This window comes from Gordonia liuliyuniae (assembly GCF_021738805.1).
In the GTDB taxonomy this organism is placed as follows: Bacteria; Actinomycetota; Actinomycetes; order Mycobacteriales; family Mycobacteriaceae; genus Gordonia; species Gordonia liuliyuniae.
The window spans coordinates 168157-184391 of sequence record NZ_JAKKOR010000002.1; the positions used below are offsets into that span (position 1 = coordinate 168157).

The 16235-nt window shown below is 68.0% G+C and carries 16 protein-coding genes and 1 riboswitch; of the genes, 12 read left to right on the top strand and 4 right to left on the bottom strand.

All coding sequences use genetic code 11. From position 1 onward, the window contains the following. Together L5G33_RS03655 and L5G33_RS03660 are read right to left on the bottom strand one after the other, a co-directional pair. On the bottom strand, positions 1-1152 hold the full coding sequence (locus L5G33_RS03655; protein WP_236996795.1) for an SPFH domain-containing protein: 1152 nt from the start codon (positions 1150-1152) through the stop codon (positions 1-3). A 21-nt stretch (positions 1153-1173) separates the two neighbouring features. Further along, positions 1174-1722 carry a hypothetical protein gene (locus tag L5G33_RS03660; RefSeq protein WP_236996796.1) on the bottom strand — a complete coding sequence of 183 codons (549 nt, stop codon included), beginning with the start codon at positions 1720-1722 and terminating at the stop codon, positions 1174-1176. Between the two features lie 414 nt (positions 1723-2136). Continuing rightward, positions 2137-2249, top strand: a riboswitch (SAM riboswitch). Between the two features lie 16 nt (positions 2250-2265). Between L5G33_RS03660 and L5G33_RS03665 the strand changes: the two genes are divergently transcribed. After that, on the top strand, positions 2266-3498 hold the full coding sequence (locus tag L5G33_RS03665; RefSeq protein WP_236996797.1) for an aminotransferase class V-fold PLP-dependent enzyme: 1233 nt from the start codon (positions 2266-2268) through the stop codon (positions 3496-3498). A 279-nt stretch (positions 3499-3777) separates the two neighbouring features. Here L5G33_RS03665 and L5G33_RS03670 read toward each other — a convergent pair whose 3' ends face one another. Continuing rightward, the gene (locus L5G33_RS03670) at positions 3778-4257 is read right to left on the bottom strand and encodes an inorganic diphosphatase (protein ID WP_236996798.1); all 480 of its coding nucleotides are present in this window, start codon (positions 4255-4257) and stop codon (positions 3778-3780) included. Between the two features lie 155 nt (positions 4258-4412). On the opposite strand from L5G33_RS03670, the gene dacB reads away from it, so the two are divergent. The 3 genes from dacB to tilS are packed head-to-tail and all read left to right on the top strand — an operon-like array spanning position 4413 to position 7927. Beyond that, positions 4413-5807, top strand: coding sequence for a D-alanyl-D-alanine carboxypeptidase/D-alanyl-D-alanine endopeptidase (gene dacB / locus L5G33_RS03675; RefSeq protein ID WP_236996868.1), 1395 nt, complete (start codon positions 4413-4415; stop codon positions 5805-5807). A gap of 25 nt (positions 5808-5832) precedes the next feature. Then, the gene (locus L5G33_RS03680; protein ID WP_236996799.1) at positions 5833-6927 is read left to right on the top strand and encodes an Rv3626c family coenzyme F420 biosynthesis-associated protein; all 1095 of its coding nucleotides are present in this window, start codon (positions 5833-5835) and stop codon (positions 6925-6927) included. Positions 6928-6967: 40 nt separating this feature from the next. After that, positions 6968-7927 (top strand): tRNA lysidine(34) synthetase TilS, encoded by a 960-nt coding sequence (gene tilS, locus L5G33_RS03685; RefSeq protein ID WP_236996800.1) that lies wholly within the window; start codon positions 6968-6970, stop codon positions 7925-7927. 4 nt (positions 7928-7931) lie between these two features. On the opposite strand, the gene L5G33_RS03690 is transcribed toward tilS, so the two are convergent. Continuing rightward, complete coding sequence (locus L5G33_RS03690) at positions 7932-8642, bottom strand: DUF8020 domain-containing protein (protein WP_236996801.1); 711 nt, start codon at positions 8640-8642, stop codon at positions 7932-7934. A 245-nt stretch (positions 8643-8887) separates the two neighbouring features. On the opposite strand from L5G33_RS03690, the gene hpt reads away from it, so the two are divergent. The 8 genes from hpt (at position 8888) to L5G33_RS19235 (ending at position 16155) form a co-directional block, all read left to right on the top strand. Beyond that, a complete protein-coding gene (hpt, locus tag L5G33_RS03695; RefSeq protein WP_236996802.1) occupies positions 8888-9472 on the top strand; it encodes a hypoxanthine phosphoribosyltransferase in 585 nt (194 codons plus the stop codon). Positions 9473-9629: 157 nt separating this feature from the next. Next, positions 9630-11972 (top strand): ATP-dependent zinc metalloprotease FtsH, encoded by a 2343-nt coding sequence (gene ftsH / locus L5G33_RS03700; protein WP_236996803.1) that lies wholly within the window; start codon positions 9630-9632, stop codon positions 11970-11972. Further along, positions 11969-12598, top strand: coding sequence for a GTP cyclohydrolase I FolE (gene folE / locus L5G33_RS03705; protein WP_236996804.1), 630 nt, complete (start codon positions 11969-11971; stop codon positions 12596-12598). Before ftsH ends, folE begins: the two co-directional genes overlap by 4 nt. A 32-nt stretch (positions 12599-12630) precedes the next feature. Then, positions 12631-13473, top strand: coding sequence for a dihydropteroate synthase (gene folP, locus L5G33_RS03710; protein WP_236996869.1), 843 nt, complete (start codon positions 12631-12633; stop codon positions 13471-13473). Further along, complete coding sequence (gene folB, locus L5G33_RS03715; protein WP_236996805.1) at positions 13466-13846, top strand: dihydroneopterin aldolase; 381 nt, start codon at positions 13466-13468, stop codon at positions 13844-13846. The genes folP and folB overlap by 8 nt, the downstream gene beginning before the upstream one ends. Next, on the top strand, positions 13843-14352 hold the full coding sequence (folK, locus tag L5G33_RS03720; protein WP_236996806.1) for a 2-amino-4-hydroxy-6-hydroxymethyldihydropteridine diphosphokinase: 510 nt from the start codon (positions 13843-13845) through the stop codon (positions 14350-14352). The genes folB and folK overlap by 4 nt, the downstream gene beginning before the upstream one ends. Then, the gene (locus tag L5G33_RS03725) at positions 14349-14873 is read left to right on the top strand and encodes a DUF3180 domain-containing protein (RefSeq protein ID WP_236996807.1); all 525 of its coding nucleotides are present in this window, start codon (positions 14349-14351) and stop codon (positions 14871-14873) included. The genes folK and L5G33_RS03725 overlap by 4 nt, the downstream gene beginning before the upstream one ends. Before the next feature lie 64 nt (positions 14874-14937). Beyond that, positions 14938-16155 carry a DUF6779 domain-containing protein gene (locus tag L5G33_RS19235; protein ID WP_265742460.1) on the top strand — a complete coding sequence of 406 codons (1218 nt, stop codon included), beginning with the start codon at positions 14938-14940 and terminating at the stop codon, positions 16153-16155. The last annotated feature ends 80 nt before the right edge of the window (positions 16156-16235 follow it).

The following is a 16235-nucleotide window of genomic DNA, read 5'->3' on the forward strand; positions in this document are numbered from 1 at the left end:
TCACTGAGCGGGCGGTGCGGGCGGAGTCGGTGGGGTGGGCGGCGTCTGCGGTGGCAGGGGTGGCGGGCCGGCCGGGGCGAAGAGCGGTGCGAGCGCCGGAACCTGGCCCGCCGGCGTCCACGCGGCCATGCCCTGGGCCCAGACGAGAGTGGTCGCGGTGATCGAACCGCGGAGTTGGTCGAGGGTGTACGGGCCCGCTGCCGCACCGTTCTGCTCGATGTGGAAAGCCTGCGCACTCGGGACCGGTGGAGGTCCCGACTGTTGTTGTTGCTGGTTGAACTGGTTGGCGAACTGGCCGGCCATGGCCAGACCCATACCCGCGCCCATCATGTCGCCCATCGCTCCGCCGCCCGGATTCTGGGCTGCGGCGAGCATCGAATCGGCGGCCTTGCCCTGTTGGTAACGATTGAGGTCGCCGACGTTGTTGAGGAACCCGCGTTCCTCCACGCCGCGGGCGACGCCGCGTGTCATGGCCTCGGTGATCTCGTCGGGCAGCGAGATGTTCATCGTCACCGAGTCGACGTGCAGACCGAACTCGTCGTCGACGCGGGTCTGCACGTAGTCGCGCAGCTGGTCGCTGAGCTCCACCTGCTTGCCCTGCAGGTCGATGGCTCCGACACCCGTCTCCAGGATCATGTCGGAGAACGCCGTCGAGATCACCCGACGCAGCAGTTCGGCGATCTCGTCGGCGTTGACCTGGCTGTCCGCGCCGATCACCTCGCGCAGGAAGATCGCCGGATCGGCGATGCGGATGACGCACAATCCGTTGGCGCGGACCTGCACCATGCCGAAGTCGGGGTCGCGCACCGTGATCGGGTTCGGGGTCCCCCAACGAAGGTCGGTGACCGGCCGCCGGTTGATGAAGTACACCTCGCTGCGGAACGGGCTGTCGAACCCGTGCTTCCACCCTTGGAGGGTGCTCATGATCGGCAGGTTCTCGGTGGTCAGCTCGTAGTGGCCGGGGGCGAATGTGTCGGCGAGCTTGCCGCGGTAGACGAACACCGCCTGCTGGCCTTCGCGCACGATCAACTGTGCGCCGTTCTTGATCTCGTTGTTGTAGCGCGGGAAACGCCACGCGAGTGTCGAGCGTGAGTCGTCGACCCATTCGATGATGTCGACGAGTTCTCCGCGCATCTTGTCGATGATGCCCATGATGTCTCCGTTCGGTCGGGGTCAGGTGGCTTTCGCCGCGGTGATCGCGTCGTCCGCCAGGAGCTTCTGCGTCAGGTCGGACGCGGTGGACTCCATCGTCGTCGACCGACCGAAGTCGATGCCGACGATCTGGAAGCAATAGGTGGTGTCGACGCGCGTCACCGCACTGTGACGGTAGGTCTGGACGCCGCCGTCGGTGTCCTGGTCGGTGTCCGGGCGCCACTCGCCTGCCGACAGATCACTGAGCGATGATCCGCAAGTGTCGGCGATACCGATCAGCGCATGGATGGGCTCGGCGGTGCCACCGTCGTCCATCGCGTCACCGTCGCGGTCGATCTGGGCGATGGTGCGGTCGTCGGTCGCCGGCACCAGCATCATCGACTTCGATCCGTCGAAGTCGCCCTGTTCGATCCGCCAGTCGGCTGGAACCTCGACGTCGACGCTCACGCCATGGTCGAGAGCGACGCTCTCGTGGTGGGGCCCGCTGGAGTCGTTTGAACTCCACGGCGCGGCGACGAGCAGGATGGTGCCGACCGCCGCGACAGCCACCACGCCGATCGCGGTGAGCACCAGGGGAGTCCGTGATTTGCGCGGCGGCAGAGGCGGGTACGCGAACTGCCCGTACTGCTGATATGGCGGCTGGGGCGGAAGCTGGGGCGGAAGCTGCGGCCGGGGTGGAAACTGTTGTGGTGGAACAGATCCGGGACGACCCTGGGGTGGACCGTACTGTGACGGACCGTATTGGGGTGGACCGTACTGGGGCGGACCTGGTCGTGGAGTGTTCGGGCCCCAGGGGTTCGTCACGGCTCGGCCTTCCCCATTGGATCGGACGCAGTCGGACGACGGCGTTACGGTTCATTTTCCGACTCTATCCGCCAGATGTGACCGCCGGGACCTTCCGCCCGCCGATCGAATGACGAATATTGCGCGCACGGTGCGTTTAACTATCGCCGGATCGACGGGGACAGGGGATCGTTGTCCACGGGTCACGAGTGCCAGCGACAAGCCCCGGCTCGCTGGACAGCAACCCTCCGCCACGGTGGGGTGCTCCGGGTGACGACCCGGCCCGCGTCGACCGGCACGGGCAAGTGTGGAATCTCTAGGAGTCTCGTCATGACCGCTGTCCTCGACGCCCGCGTGTGCCGTCCCGCCCGAATTCGTGCCCTTGCCCCGGTGGTGGGTGCAGACGCGACTGCGCCCATCACCGGATCGGCATCGCCGGTCACATACGCCAACCTCGACTATGCGGCGTCGGCGCCCGCGTTGACCTCGGTCGCCGATCGATTGGCAGGCGCGCTCGCCGAGTACGCGAGCGTCCATCGCGGCGCCGGGCACCTGTCGCAGGTCACGACCGCCCGCTACGAGCAGGCCCGGGAGACTGTTCGGTCGTTCGTGGGCGCCCGCGCGGACGACACGGTGGTCTTCACGCGCAACACCACCGACTCGATCAACCTCGCCGCGTGCATCACACCCGGCGATGTGGTGGTCCTCGACATTGAGCATCACGCCAATCTGCTGCCGTGGACGCGGGCCGGGCTGGCGCGTGTGGTGTCGTCGCAGCCGACGATCGACGACACGATCTTCGCGCTCGACGCGGAATTAGCCAAGGCCCCCGCCGCGCTGTTGGCGGTGACGGCCGCGTCGAACGTGACCGGCGAAGTTCTGCCGATCGCGCGGCTCGCCGGACTCGCACACCGGCACGGTGCGCGGATCCTCGTCGACGGTGCTCAGCTCGTGCCGCATCGCGCCACGTCGATCGCGAGCTTCGGTGTCGACTACCTGGTGTTCTCCGGACACAAGCTGTACGCGCCGTTCGGTGCAGGCGTGCTCGTCGGGCGCTCGGACTGGCTCGACGCCGCCGAGCCGTACCTCGCGGGCGGCGGCGCGAGCGCGACCGTCGGGATAGACGACGTCGCCTGGCACACCGGCGCAGCGCGGCACGAGGCGGGATCGCCGAACGTGCTCGGCGCGGTGTCGATTGCGGCCGCCGCGCAAGCGTTGCGCGCCATCGGGTTCGAGCGCATCGGGCAGCACGAGGAGGCGCTGGTGCGTCGTCTCGATGACGGCCTCGCGGCGTTGCCGCACGTTCGTCCGCTCCGGATATTCGACGACGCGTACGGCCGCGTCGGCATCGCGAGCTTCGTCGTCGACGGGTACACACCGCGGCAGGTGGCCGAACATCTGAGCGGCGGCCACGGGATCGGTGTGCGCGACGGCAAGTTCTGCGCGCATCCGCTGCTCGCCAAGCTCGGGCACTCCGACGGCGCGGTGCGCGCCAGCTTCGGGGTCGGCACCGGGTCCGACGACATCGACCGTCTCCTCGCCGCCCTCGCCGAGCTTGGGTGACCGACAAGCCTGCGTTAGTTCGCGTGCCGTCGAAATTACCAGCACGTATTCGCCTCAGAATCCGGATCTGAGGCGAGTACTCACCGCATACGTGCTAGTGCCTCGTATCGCTAATTCCTTAATGGCTGGCAGCGCCCCGCTGCACATCTGGCGGCGTTGCCGTCGGTCGCGATACCTACCGGTATCCTTTCCTCCTCCGCCTTGCCAGCTGCACAGCGGAACACCACCAACCGTCGAGGAATTAACGACACGCGACACTAGTAATTTCGACCGCGATGATCAAGCGCTGTAGCGCTCGACGGCTGCCTGGGCGACCTTGGCCGCCTCGTCCTTGCCGACCCAGCCGCCCGGGGTCACGGTCTTGCCGGGCTCCAGATCCTTGTAGTGCTCGAAGAAGTGGGAGATCGCCTTCAGCTCGAACTCGTCGACGTCCCCGATGTCCTGGATGTGGTCCCAGCGCGGGTCGCCTGCCGGGACAGCGAGCAGTTTGTCGTCGCCGCCTGCCTCGTCAGTCATCGTGTACATGCCGACAATGCGGGCTTTCACGATGACGCCCGGGTAGACGGACTCGGGGAGAAGGACCATCGCGTCGAGCGGGTCACCGTCCTCACCGAGTGTGTGGTCGATGTAGCCGTAATCGGCTGGGTAACCCATCGACGTGTACAGGTAGCGATCCAGGTAGACCTTGCCGGTCTCGTGATCCAACTCGTACTTATTGCGTGCACCCTTGGGGATCTCGATGGTGACCTCGAACTCCATGCGTTCTCACTCCTTCTGGTCTGTGGGACTTCCGTGTCGTGGCCGTGGGGGTTACGACCGGCGCACGAACACGTGCGACGGCACACAACGATACTGTTAGTTCTGTTCCGTGCAGTCCCCAGACCGGAGGTTCCGTGGCCCAGTCGACACCACCGATGGTGGTTCCGCCCGCCCCGCAGCCGCCGAAGCGGCGTCGGCGCGGCCTGCGAATCGCCCTTCTCGTGATCCTCGTCCTGCTGCTCGCAGGCGGTGGAATCGCAGGCTGGTGGGCGTACACCCATCGTTCGGACCCGGTGCCGGACGGGACGCCCGCGCAGCCGTCGCCCGTCGCGGTGAAGCCGGTCATCGAACCGGTGTCGCCGAACGCCCCCGTCCCGACTGCCGCCGGTGTCCGAGCTCAACTCACGCAGCCGACGAAGGACGCCGCGCTGGGCGAGTTCACCGGTCAGGTGTCGGACCCGACGACCGGACGAGTCCTGTGGAAGCTCGGGGCGGACGAAGCGAGGACACCGGCGTCGAACGCGAAGATCTTGACCGCTGCCGCCGTCCTGCTGACGCTGCCGCACGACAAGACGATCACCACCAGGGTTGTTCTCGGGAACGATGGGCAGGCGATCATCGTAGGCGCGGGTGACCCGACGCTCGCGACGGCCGGCGAAGACGAACAGACCTTCTACACCGATCCCGCGCGGATCGCGGACCTCGCCGAGCAGATCCGCAAGTCGGGGCGCGAGGTCACCTCGGTCGCGTACGCGGTCCCGGGATTCGAAGGCCCCTCGATGGACCGGACCTGGGACAAGCGCGACGTTGCCGGCGGCGACATCGCGCCGCTGTCGTCGTTGATGGTCGACGCGGGCCGTCGCGACCCGCTCGACGAGTACTCGCCGCGGACCGACGACTCCGCAGCCGAAGCCGGTCGCGCGCTCGCCGACGCGTTGGGCGTGCACTCCGAGGTCGAGGAGGTCGACGCGCCGTCGTCCGCGCAGACCATCGCGTCCGTCGAGTCGGCGCCGTTGGTGATCCGGGTCGGCGACATGATGCGGTTCAGCGACAACGTGCTCGCCGAGATGCTGTCGGTGGAGCTCGCGGAGGCGACCGGACGCGAGCCGAGCCTGTCCGGCGGCGTCGACGCGGTCCTCGCCGCCTTGAGTAAAGCGGGCTTCGACGTCGACGACGTCACCCTGCGCGACACGTCAGGTCTGTCCTACGGCGACAAAGTGCCTGCCGCGGTGCTCGACCGAGTGATGTCGGCGACGGTTTCGGGCGACAATTCGCCGAAGCTGCGGTCCCTGCTCGACACCCTGCCTGTAGCGGGCGGGAGCGGCACTCTCGCCGACCGGTTCGACCCAAAGGACAACGCGGGCGCCGGATGGGTCAGGGCCAAGACAGGAACACTGACGGGCGTCACATCGTTGACGGGAGTAGTGCAGACCGTCGACGGCCGCGTGCTGTCGTTCGCGCTGATGTCCGGCGGCACGTCGCCGGAGGATGCGCGCCCCGCGATCGACCAGGTGGCGGGCGCTCTCCGCGAATGCGGCTGCCGTGGTTGACGACACCCCAGAGGTAGGAGCATCGATGGAGACCGTGACGACATCAGAGGACGTCGAGGCAGGGGATGTCGGGGAAGGGGACGTCGACGCGCGCGAATCGCTCCCCGTCGACATCGACTGGGCGACGGCGGCGTCCGTCGGCAAACGTGTCGCACGACCGGGGCCGCGGGTCACGAGGTACACGAGCGAACAGGCTCGCATCGAACTGATCGACGCCGCGGTCCGTGCCGAAGGCCCCGTCCGCGAAGTGACCGGACTCGCGGACGGACTGCGGGTGCCGAGCGCTCGCGTCGTCGACCGCGCGGGGTGGATCGACGCGGCCGCGCACTCGATGCCCGCGATGCTGACCGACAAAACCGAGCCTGCGACGGGCTGGTCGTCCAAGATCGCCGGGGCGCAGACCGGCGGCATGCTGGCCTTCCTGTCGAGTGCGATTCTCGGCCAGTACGACCCGTTCAGTCTCGACTCGGAGACGGAAGAACCCGGGGTGCTGCTGCTGGTGGCGCCCAACATCATCGGGGTGGAACGGCAGTTGCGGGTGGTGCCGTCGGATTTCCGCTACTGGGTGTGCCTGCACGAGGTGACCCACCGAGTCCAGTTCTCCGCCAATCCCTGGATCGCCGGTTACATGCGCGACAACGTCGCGGGTCTCGCCGACGGTGACGAGGACTCGGTGACGCAGCTGCTCACGCGTGTCACCGAAAGCCTGCGCAGCGGCAAACCGCGCGAGAAGGGCATGATCGGCGTCATGCAACTGCTGCAGTCGCCTGAGCAGTTCGCGGCGTTCGAGCGGATGCTGGTGCTCGGTACTCTGTTGGAAGGGCACGCCGACCACGTGATGGACGCGGTCGGACCGGCGCACGTCCCGACCGTCGACTCGATCCGCAAGGCCTTCGACGCGCGCCGCTCGGGGCCCAAGAATCCGCTTCAGCGACTCATCCGCGCGTTGATCGGCATGGACGCCAAGATCGCTCAGTACGTGCGCGGCAAGGCGTTCGTCGACGAAGTCGTCGAGACCGTCGGCATGGAGCGTTTCAACACGATCTGGACCTCCCCCGAGACGCTGCCGCTTGCGAGCGAGATCGACGAGCCGAGCGCATGGATCGCCCGCGTCCTGTGACCGGTTCGGGGGCTCGCCTCCGGCCGACCAGCGATGGGTGATGACTGACGCGCAGGGCGCCCAACGGGCGCTCATCTCCGCGGTGCGGCACTTCGCCGCCGACCACCTGCGAGACGACGCCGTCTGCGTTGCGCTCTCGGGGGGAGCCGATTCGTCGGCGCTCACCGCCGCCGCGGTCCGTGCCGGCCTGACGGTGCACGCGATCGTCGTCGACCACGGACTCCAGGACGGGTCGGCGGACGTCGCCGAAACGGCTGCCGCCACGGCGCTCGGCCTCGGCGCGACAGCCGAGATCGTCGCTGTCCGCGTCGCCGGACCAGGCGGGACAGAGGCCGCGGCACGCGACGCCCGATATCGTGCGCTCGACGAGGCGCGTCGGGGGCGAGCGGTCCTGCTCGGGCACACCCTCGACGACCAGGCCGAGACCGTCCTCCTCGGGTTGGGCCGCGGATCGGGAGCTCGCTCGCTCGCAGGTATGCGGGCGTGGTCGGCCCCGTGGGGTCGGCCCCTGCTGGGCGTGCGCCGGACGCAGACCCGTGCCGCGTGCGACGATTGGAACCTTCCGGTGTGGGACGACCCGCACAACGACGACCCGCGCTACACGCGTGTCCGAGTCCGTTCCGAAGTGCTGCCCCTCCTCGATGACGTGTTGGCTGGGGGAGTGGCGCACGCGTTGGCGCGCACCGCGGCCCAGCTGTCCGACGATGCGGACGCGCTCGACGCGATCGCCGCCCGGGCGTTCACCGAGGCGACGACCGCACGGGGCCTCGCACTCGACCGGCTCGCTGACCTCGACGCGGCGGTCCGTACGCGCGTGGTGCGACTCTGGCTGCAGGCGATCGGCGTCGACTCGCCGCGGTACCGCGTCGTCTCGACGGTGGACGCGCTGGTCAGCGGTTGGCACGGTCAGGGGCCGATCGCGGTCGGCGGAGACGAACGGTCCCGCCTCGTCGTGACGAGACGGGACCGCGAACTGCTCGCGCAGCGCGTCAATCGCTGACCGGCTACTTAGTGTCCGGTGTGGCCGACTTCCCCGGCTTCTTCGGCGTCACGTTCTTGAACGGCGCGGTGATCGTGGTGAAGTAGCGGACCGCCGAGACGACGGCTCCGCCGCCGCCGACGACGATGGTGCCGCCGATGCCGCCGAGCGCCGCGCCCGTCGTCAGACCTGGGATACAGCCGATGGCCATGGTCAGCAGGCATCCCGCGGCCCCACCGATGACGACGCCGACGACAGTGCCGATGATCGTCGCGAGGGTTAACGTGGCACTCATCTCGGAGTTGAATCGGTTCAGCGCAGCGTCGTCGCGTTCGCGTTTGGAGCCGTACCCGTCCTTGTCGGCCACCTCGGTCGCGGCGAGTAGACGCGCGGGCGTCGCGGCCGACGTCGACGAGTCCCGCGACGGTGTCAACGTCGCGGTCCGGCCCGAGACGTGCGCGGCGATCGGGTAGGTGCGATCGTCGGGCGCGATGTACGCCAGTGGGAACTTCTCGAGCGCACGACCTCTGGCGTCGCGCACCAGAAGATGACCGCTGTCGACGGTGAGCGAACCGCTCGAGATCCGGATGATCACGTCGTCGTCGACGGCAGTGACACGCGCGTGGACGGTTCCGTCGCGCGGAGCTGCGTGCGCGGGGGACGCGATAAACGGGAGCGCGACGACGAACGCGAGTATCACGGCCGTGGCCGTGCTGATCGATTTGCTGACAGCCATGAACGTCCTTCTCTCAGGTGGCTCGGAGGGTGAGCCGAGGTCGAGATTCGCAGAAACTTCTCATCCACCCGGGGTCAATGCCGTGAGTGTGACGGGTGGGACGAAAAGTGGCACAGATTCGACCATTCGGGTGACAGTTATTCGTCTGTTCGATGGGCTGGCGTCGCCCGGTGTCAGGTGGCCGCCGACGGAACGCCCGGGTGCCGATGTCCACTCGTTGTCGACGGCGTGACAAGCTAGAAGGCGTGGCACGCGACGACAACGCCCTGGGTTCGGAAAGTGGTTACGGCGGAGACATCGATTCCGTCCTGATCAGCGAGGAACAGATACACACACGCACGGTCGAGATGGCTCGGGCCGTCGGCGAGCGATACCGGGACGCCGAAGAGGATCTGGTGCTGGTCGGCGTGCTCAAGGGCGCGATCATGTTCATGACCGATTTCGCTCGCGCGCTGCCGATCCCGTCGCAGATGGAGTTCATGGCGGTGTCGAGTTACGGCTCGTCGTCGTCGTCCTCGGGAGTCGTCCGGATCCTCAAGGACCTCGACCGCGACATCGCCGACCGCGACGTTCTGATCGTCGAAGACGTCATCGACTCCGGTCTCACCCTGTCGTGGCTGCTGAAGAACCTCGCTACTCGGTCACCGCGGTCGCTCGAGGTCGTCACCCTGCTGCGCAAGCCCGATGCGATGCGCGCGGTGATCGACGTCGCCGACGTCGGCTTCGACGTCGGCAACGAGTTCGTCGTCGGATACGGACTCGACTATGCGGAGCGATACCGCGACCTGCCTTACATCGGGACCCTCCACCCGGATGTTTACACGTCCTGAGCGGTGGAGCGGCCCGAGCGTCACACCGGGAACAACGACGGGTTCCCGGGCGTTGACCTGTAGCCTCGTATTCGTCAGTCGACGGGAAGGACTAGGGGTTCAGTGACTCGGCCCGGCGCACTCGCCGTCCGCGTCGACCACCCTCACGCGAATATCCATGAACCGTAAGAAACTGTTCCGCAATCTGGCCATCGTGGCCATCATTCTGCTCGCCCTATGGGGTTGGAGCGTCCTGCGGAACTCCGACCGCGAATATGCAGGCGTCGACACCTCGGTGGCGATAGCCCAACTCGATCAGAAGAACGTGAAGTCGGCGCAGATCGACGATCGTGAACAACGGCTTCGGATCGAACTGAAGAAGCCGATCAAGGTCGACGACGAGAACCAGACCAAGGTCACCGCCCAGTATCCGTCCGGGGTGATGCCGCGGATCTTCACCGCCGTTCAGGACTCGGGCGCGCAGACCTATCAGACGAACATCACCAAGGATTCGGGGATCTGGCAGTCGATCCTGATCTTCGTCCTGCCGATGTTGATCCTGTTGGGTTTGTTCTTCTTCTTGATGAACCGGGTGCAGGGCGGCGGCCGCGGCGGTGTGATGGGCTTCGGCAAGTCGAAGGCCAAGCAGCTCACCAAGGACATGCCGAAGACGACGTTCGCCGACGTCGCAGGCGCCGACGAGGCCGTCGAGGAACTGGATGAGATCCGCGACTTCCTGCAGAACCCGGCCCGCTATCAGGCCCTCGGTGCGAAGATCCCGAAGGGCGTGCTCCTCTACGGTCCGCCGGGAACGGGTAAGACCCTCCTGGCGCGAGCCGTCGCGGGCGAGGCGAGCGTCCCGTTCTATGCGATCTCCGGTTCGGACTTCGTCGAGATGTTCGTCGGTGTCGGCGCGTCCCGCGTGCGTGACATGTTCGAGCAGGCGAAGGAGAACAGCCCCTGCATCATCTTTGTCGACGAGATCGACGCCGTCGGCCGTCAACGCGGTGCGGGTATGGGCGGTGGCCACGACGAGCGCGAGCAGACGTTGAATCAGTTGCTCGTGGAGATGGACGGGTTCGGCGATCGCTCGGGCGTCATTGTGATGGCTGCGACGAACCGTCCCGACATCCTCGACCCGGCGCTGCTGCGTCCCGGCCGTTTCGATCGGCAGATTCCCGTCTCGAACCCGGACATCGCAGGTCGCAGGGCGATCCTCGCCGTCCACGCGAAGGGCAAGCCCATCGCGCCGGACGCCGATCTCGACGGTCTCGGCAAGCGGACCCCTGGCATGTCGGGCGCGGACCTGGCGAACGTGATCAACGAGGCGGCGCTACTGACCGCTCGTGAACACAAGAACGTGATCACCGGTGAACTCCTCGAAGAGGCGGTCGACCGCGTCGTCGGAGGCCCGCGACGTAAGAGCCGGATCATCAGCGAGCAGGAGAAGAAGACCGTCGCCTACCACGAGAGCGGGCACACGCTCGCCGCGTGGGCGATGCCCGACTTGGATCCGATCTACAAGGTCACCATCCTGGCCCGTGGCCGGACAGGCGGGCATGCGCTCGCCGTCCCCGAGCAGGACAAGGAGTTGATGACTCGCTCGGAGATGATCGCGCGACTGGTGATGGCGATGGGCGGTCGTGCCGCGGAGGAACTCGTCTTCCACGAGCCGACGACGGGCGCGAGTTCGGACATCGATCAGGCGACGAAGATCGCACGCGCCATGGTCACCGAGTACGGCATGAGCGCCAAGCTCGGGGCTGTCCGGTACGGCCAGGAGCAGGGCGACCCGTTCCTCGGTCGCGGCGTCGGCGGCGGCGGCGGCGACTACTCGACGGGTGTGGCGGCGGAGATCGACGCCGAGGTGCGCGAGCTGATCGAGGCCGCTCACACCGAGGCGTGGGCGATCCTCAACGAATACCGCGATGTCCTCGACGTGCTCGCGGGCGCATTGCTGGAGAAGGAGACGCTGGTCCGAAAGGACCTCGAGAAGATTCTCGACGGTGTCGACAAGCGCCCGCGGATCACCAAGTTCGACGTCTGGGGCGACCGCACGCCCAGCAGCGTGCCGCCGATCAAGACGCCGGGTGAGTTGGCGATCGAGCGCGGTGAACCGTGGCCGCCGAACCCGGAGCCCGTCGGCGATGCGAACGGGGCGCCGCAGCCCTACGGCGTCCCCGTGCCACCCCAGTACGGTCAGCCGCAGAACGGTCCCCAATACGGTCAACCCCAATACGGTCAACCCCAATACGGGCAACCGCAGCACGGGCAACCGCAGTACGGTCAGCCGCCGCAGCAGCAGGGGCAACCCCAGTACGGGCAGCCCCCACAAGGCCAACCCCAGTACGGCGAGCCCCAGTACGGAGATCCCCAGTACGGCGACCCGCAATACGGCGACCGGCAGTACGGGCAGCCCCAGCCCCAGCCGGGGGCGACGCGGCCGGATTACGGCGCCCCTCGCGACTGGTCGGCGCCCGGATGGCCGCCAGAGGATCAGCAGGGCGAGGAGAGACGATGACAGGCGTCGACGGTGCGCAGATCGGGATCGACAGAATCGATCGCGGCGCCGGTGTGATCGGCGAGTTCGATCAGGAGCGTGCCGAAGCGGCCGTTCGCGAACTGTTGATCGCGATCGGTGAGGACCCCGAACGTGAGGGACTCAAGCGGACTCCCCACCGCGTCGCCAACGCATATCGTGAGATGTTCGCAGGCTTGTACACCGAGCCGGACGCAGTGCTCGCGACGGTGTTCGACGAAGGCCACGACGAACTGGTCCTCGTGAAGGACATCCCGATGTATTCGACATGCGAGCACCATCTCGTCTCGTTCCGCGGGGTCGCGCACGTCGGGTACATCCCCGGCGAATCCGGTCAGGTGACCGGTCTGTCGAAGCTGGCTCGTGTCGTCGACCTGTACGCGAAACGACCGCAGGTGCAGGAGCGTCTCACCAGCCAGATCGCGGACGCGATCGTTCGCCGACTCGATCCACGCGGGGTGATCGTCGTAATCGAGGCCGAGCACCTGTGCATGGCGATGCGCGGCATCCGCAAGCCCGGTGCGACGACCACGACGTCGGCGGTCCGCGGACTGTTCAAGACGAGCGCGGTGTCGCGCGGTGAAGCGTTGGAACTGATCAGGCGGTGACCACGGCCGGTGACCCCGACCGCACCCTCGTGATGGGGGTGCTGAACGTGACCGCCGATTCGTTCTCCGACGGCGGGCGTTACCTCGACCTCGACGACGCGGTGCGGCACGGACTCGAACTGGCCGAAGCGGGCGCCGATATCGTCGACGTCGGTGGTGAGTCGACGCGTCCGGGCGCGATCCGAGTCGACCCCGACACCGAAGCCGAGCGGGTGGCGCCGGTGGTTGCCGCGTTGGCGTCGCGCGGAGTCCGCGTCTCGGTCGACACGATGCGGGCCTCGGTCGCCGAGGTTGCGTTGGAGGCCGGCGCGAGCATCGTGAACGACGTCTCCGGTGGGCGTGCGGACCCCGACATGGGCCGGGTGATCGCGCAGACGGCCGTACCGTGGGTTCTGATGCACTGGCGACCCGCGGGTGAGGGCCAGACCACCGATCGGCACTTCACGCATCGTGTCGAGGACGAGGGCGGCTATCGCGACGTCGTCGCCGAAGTGTCCGGCGAGTTGCTCGGACAGGTTGATGCGGCGGTCGCCGCGGGAGTCGACCCGGACCTCATCGTCTTGGATCCGGGCCTGGGGTTCGCGAAGACCGCCGACCACAATTGGGCGTTGCTGCACGCGCTTCCGACACTCGTCGGGTTGGGTTTCCCGGTGCTCATCGGTGCCTCGCGCAAACGCTTCCTCGGTTCGCTGCTGGCATCGGACGGGACGGACCGGCCGCCTGCGGGACGCGAGGTGGCCACGGCCGCGGTCTCGGCACTGTCGGCGGCGGGCGGCGCGTGGGGCGTGCGTGTGCATGACGTCGCCGCCAGCCGCGACGCTATCGAGGTGGCCGCCGCGTGGCGGGCAGGAGGACGGAGAGGAACCCATGGCTGACCGCATCGAGTTGCGTGGACTACGGGTCCGCGGCAACCACGGGGTATTCGACCACGAGAAGCGTGACGGGCAGGAATTCATCGTCGACGTGACGTTGTGGATCGATCTGCAGGCCGCCGCCCATAGCGACGACCTCGCCGACACCGTCGACTACGGAGCTCTGGCGCAGCTGGCGCACGCCGTGATCGCCGGGCCGGCCCGAGATCTCATCGAGACAGTCGGGGCCGAGATCGCCGACACGATCATGGCCGACGACGAGCGGATCTCCGCGTGCGAGGTAACCGTGCACAAGCCGTCGGCACCGATCCCGTTGACGTTCGACGACGTCGCCGTCGTCACTCGTCGTTCTCGGGTGTCGCGCGGAGCGCAATGAGATCGCGGGCCGTCTTGTCGGCGGGATCGAACATCGGAGACAGTGTCGGGTACCTGCGTTCGGTGCTCGACGCCGCGGGCGACGACCTGGTCGCGACGTCGGACGTGTATCGGACGGCTCCGTGGGGCGGCGTCGAACAGGACGACTTCGTCAACATCACGCTGATCGTCGCGGGCGAGCGGACGCCGCGGGAGTGGCTCGACTTCTGCCGTGCGTGCGAGCGGGCCGCGGACCGGGTCCGCGAGGTCCGATGGGGGCCGCGCACGCTCGACGTCGACGTGGTCTCCGTCGAGGTCGACGGTGTGCCGGTCGCCTCCGACGATCCGGAATTGACGCTCCCTCATCCGCGCGCCGACCAGCGTGCGTTCGTGCTGGTGCCGTGGGTGCAGGTCGATCCCGATGCGGAGTTGACCGTCGACGGTCGTGCACGGCGCGTCGCCGATCTCGTCGCGGCGCTCGACGACGCCGAAGCAGCCGGTGTGACGCGCGCGGAGGCGATCCGGTGACCGCGCGCAGACCCGATCCCGACGGTGAGGACGAGCGCCTCGGTATCACGAAGGTCCGCGATCTCGTCCTGATCGCGGTGATCGCCGGTGTCGCGCTGTGGATACTCATCCGGTACAACTACGGCGCGTTCCCTTCGCTGCCGTGGCCCGCCGGCGTGTTCCTCTACTTGCTGGCGGCCATCGAGTTCGCCACCGGTTTCATCGTGCGAGCACGGGTCGCGGGCAGAGACATCGGTCGTGCGCGCGGCCAACTGCATCCGATCGCGGCGGCGCGTGTGATGGTCCTCGGAAAGGCGTCAGCGATCCTGGGTGCGATCGCGGCGGGTGGCTGGGCCGGGGTTCTCGTGTTCCTGATGACCAACGGCCTGCTGGACGCTGCGCGCGCCGATCGTCCCGCTGCGATCGTGGGCGCCGTCGGCGGTGTGCTTCTGGCCGCCGCGGCCCTCTGGCTCGAGCACTGTTGTCGCGCACCCGACGATCCCGACGGCGACCGCGATGCGTCGGACGCCGCCCCCGCGTAGCGTTCGGCGACTCTCCGAGGTCCGGTGACCGGCGGCGACCGGACCGGCCGGTAAGTTGGCTTGCATGACCGAAGAGGCGCACAGCGGACAGACGCGTAGTTCTCGACCGTCAGCGGGCCAGTGGGCGATCGCACTGTTGATCGTGTTGGCATTGGCTGCCAGCTTGCTCATGGTCTTCAGCGACGACCTGTCCATGCAGGCGACGCTCGCGGTCATCGCAGCGCTGTGGGCGGCCGTCATCGGCGCCGTCCTGGTCACCAAGTATCGACGCCAAGCTGACACGGCCGAGAACCGGACGCGTGACCTACGCCTGGTCTACGAGTTGCAGCTCGAGCGTGAGATCGCGGCACGTCGCCAGTACGAGTCGGACGTGGAGTCGTCGATCCGGCACGAGTTGGCCGACGAGGCGAACCACGAGCTCGACGAGCTGAAGGCGCAGGTTCTGGCATTGCGGTCGAGCCTGGAACAGTTACTCGGCAAGCCGCTGCCCGAGTCGCGGATCGCGATCGGTTTGGAGCGTCCGCGCGAACTCGGTGCGGGCCTGACCGCTGCCGCCTCGTACGCCGATGTCGCCGACGATCACGCGGCGGCCGAACGGGACTTCGCGTCGACGGCTCCGCAGGCCGAGAACGGCCGCCACGTCCCTGAGCAGGCCGACGAGCCGACCCCGGTCGAGATGACCGAGATCATCCCGGTCGTCACCGACGATCCGGCCGCCGTCGAACCCGATCCCGCAGCCGAACAGGAGCCCGAGCCGGGGCCGGAGCCGGAGCCCGAGCGTGAGCCGGAACAGGAGCAGGCTCCCCGGCCAGCGCCGCCGCAGTGGCGTCCGCAGGCGCAGCGCCCCCCAGCCCCCGCTCCGCAACAGCAGCGCTACCCGCAGCCGCCGCCGATGCCGCAGGCCCCGCAGCGTCCGGGCGCTCCCCGCTTCCCGGTTGGCCCCCAGCAGCAGGGGCAGCCCCAGCAGGGGCAGCCCCAGGCCGGCGGCCACCAGCGCGCCGCCTTCGGAGCGGGCGCGTACGAGCCGCCGTCGGCGCCGTTCCGTGCGCAGCAGGGGCCGCAACAGCAACAGGCACCCCAGAACGCCCAGCCCAAGAATGCCCAGCCCCAGAACGCCCAGCCCCAGGATGCCCAGTCACAGGACGTCGAGCCGGAGATCGTCGGGGATGACGGCGCGCACGCGTCGGGTCGGCCGGCGAGTGAACTGCTTTCGCGTCTGCGCGAGGGCGCTGCAGGCGGTGGGCCGGCGACGGGTGGCCACGGCCGTCGACGCCGCGACTGATTCCCTGCTTGTCTCGCCCCTGCTGTCTTGCGGTGGGCCCACGACCGGGTGAAGCCGGTCACAGCGTTGTGGCACCTGCC

Excerpts from the sequence above, each read along its gene's own strand:
- L5G33_RS03655 (WP_236996795.1), bottom strand. The coding sequence starts at position 1,152 with ATGGGCATCATCGACAAGATGCGCGGAGAACTCGTCGACATCATCGAA.
- L5G33_RS03665 (WP_236996797.1), top strand. The coding sequence starts at position 2,266 with ATGACCGCTGTCCTCGACGCCCGCGTGTGCCGTCCCGCCCGAATTCGT.
- L5G33_RS03670 (WP_236996798.1), bottom strand. The coding sequence starts at position 4,257 with ATGGAGTTCGAGGTCACCATCGAGATCCCCAAGGGTGCACGCAATAAG.
- dacB (WP_236996868.1), top strand. The coding sequence starts at position 4,413 with ATGGTGGTTCCGCCCGCCCCGCAGCCGCCGAAGCGGCGTCGGCGCGGC.
- L5G33_RS03680 (WP_236996799.1), top strand. The coding sequence starts at position 5,833 with ATGGAGACCGTGACGACATCAGAGGACGTCGAGGCAGGGGATGTCGGG.
- tilS (WP_236996800.1), top strand. The coding sequence starts at position 6,968 with ATGACTGACGCGCAGGGCGCCCAACGGGCGCTCATCTCCGCGGTGCGG.
- L5G33_RS03690 (WP_236996801.1), bottom strand. The coding sequence starts at position 8,642 with ATGGCTGTCAGCAAATCGATCAGCACGGCCACGGCCGTGATACTCGCG.
- ftsH (WP_236996803.1), top strand. The coding sequence starts at position 9,630 with ATGAACCGTAAGAAACTGTTCCGCAATCTGGCCATCGTGGCCATCATT.
- folE (WP_236996804.1), top strand. The coding sequence starts at position 11,969 with ATGACAGGCGTCGACGGTGCGCAGATCGGGATCGACAGAATCGATCGC.
- folP (WP_236996869.1), top strand. The coding sequence starts at position 12,631 with ATGGGGGTGCTGAACGTGACCGCCGATTCGTTCTCCGACGGCGGGCGT.
- folB (WP_236996805.1), top strand. The coding sequence starts at position 13,466 with ATGGCTGACCGCATCGAGTTGCGTGGACTACGGGTCCGCGGCAACCAC.
- folK (WP_236996806.1), top strand. The coding sequence starts at position 13,843 with ATGAGATCGCGGGCCGTCTTGTCGGCGGGATCGAACATCGGAGACAGT.
- L5G33_RS19235 (WP_265742460.1), top strand. The coding sequence starts at position 14,938 with ATGACCGAAGAGGCGCACAGCGGACAGACGCGTAGTTCTCGACCGTCA.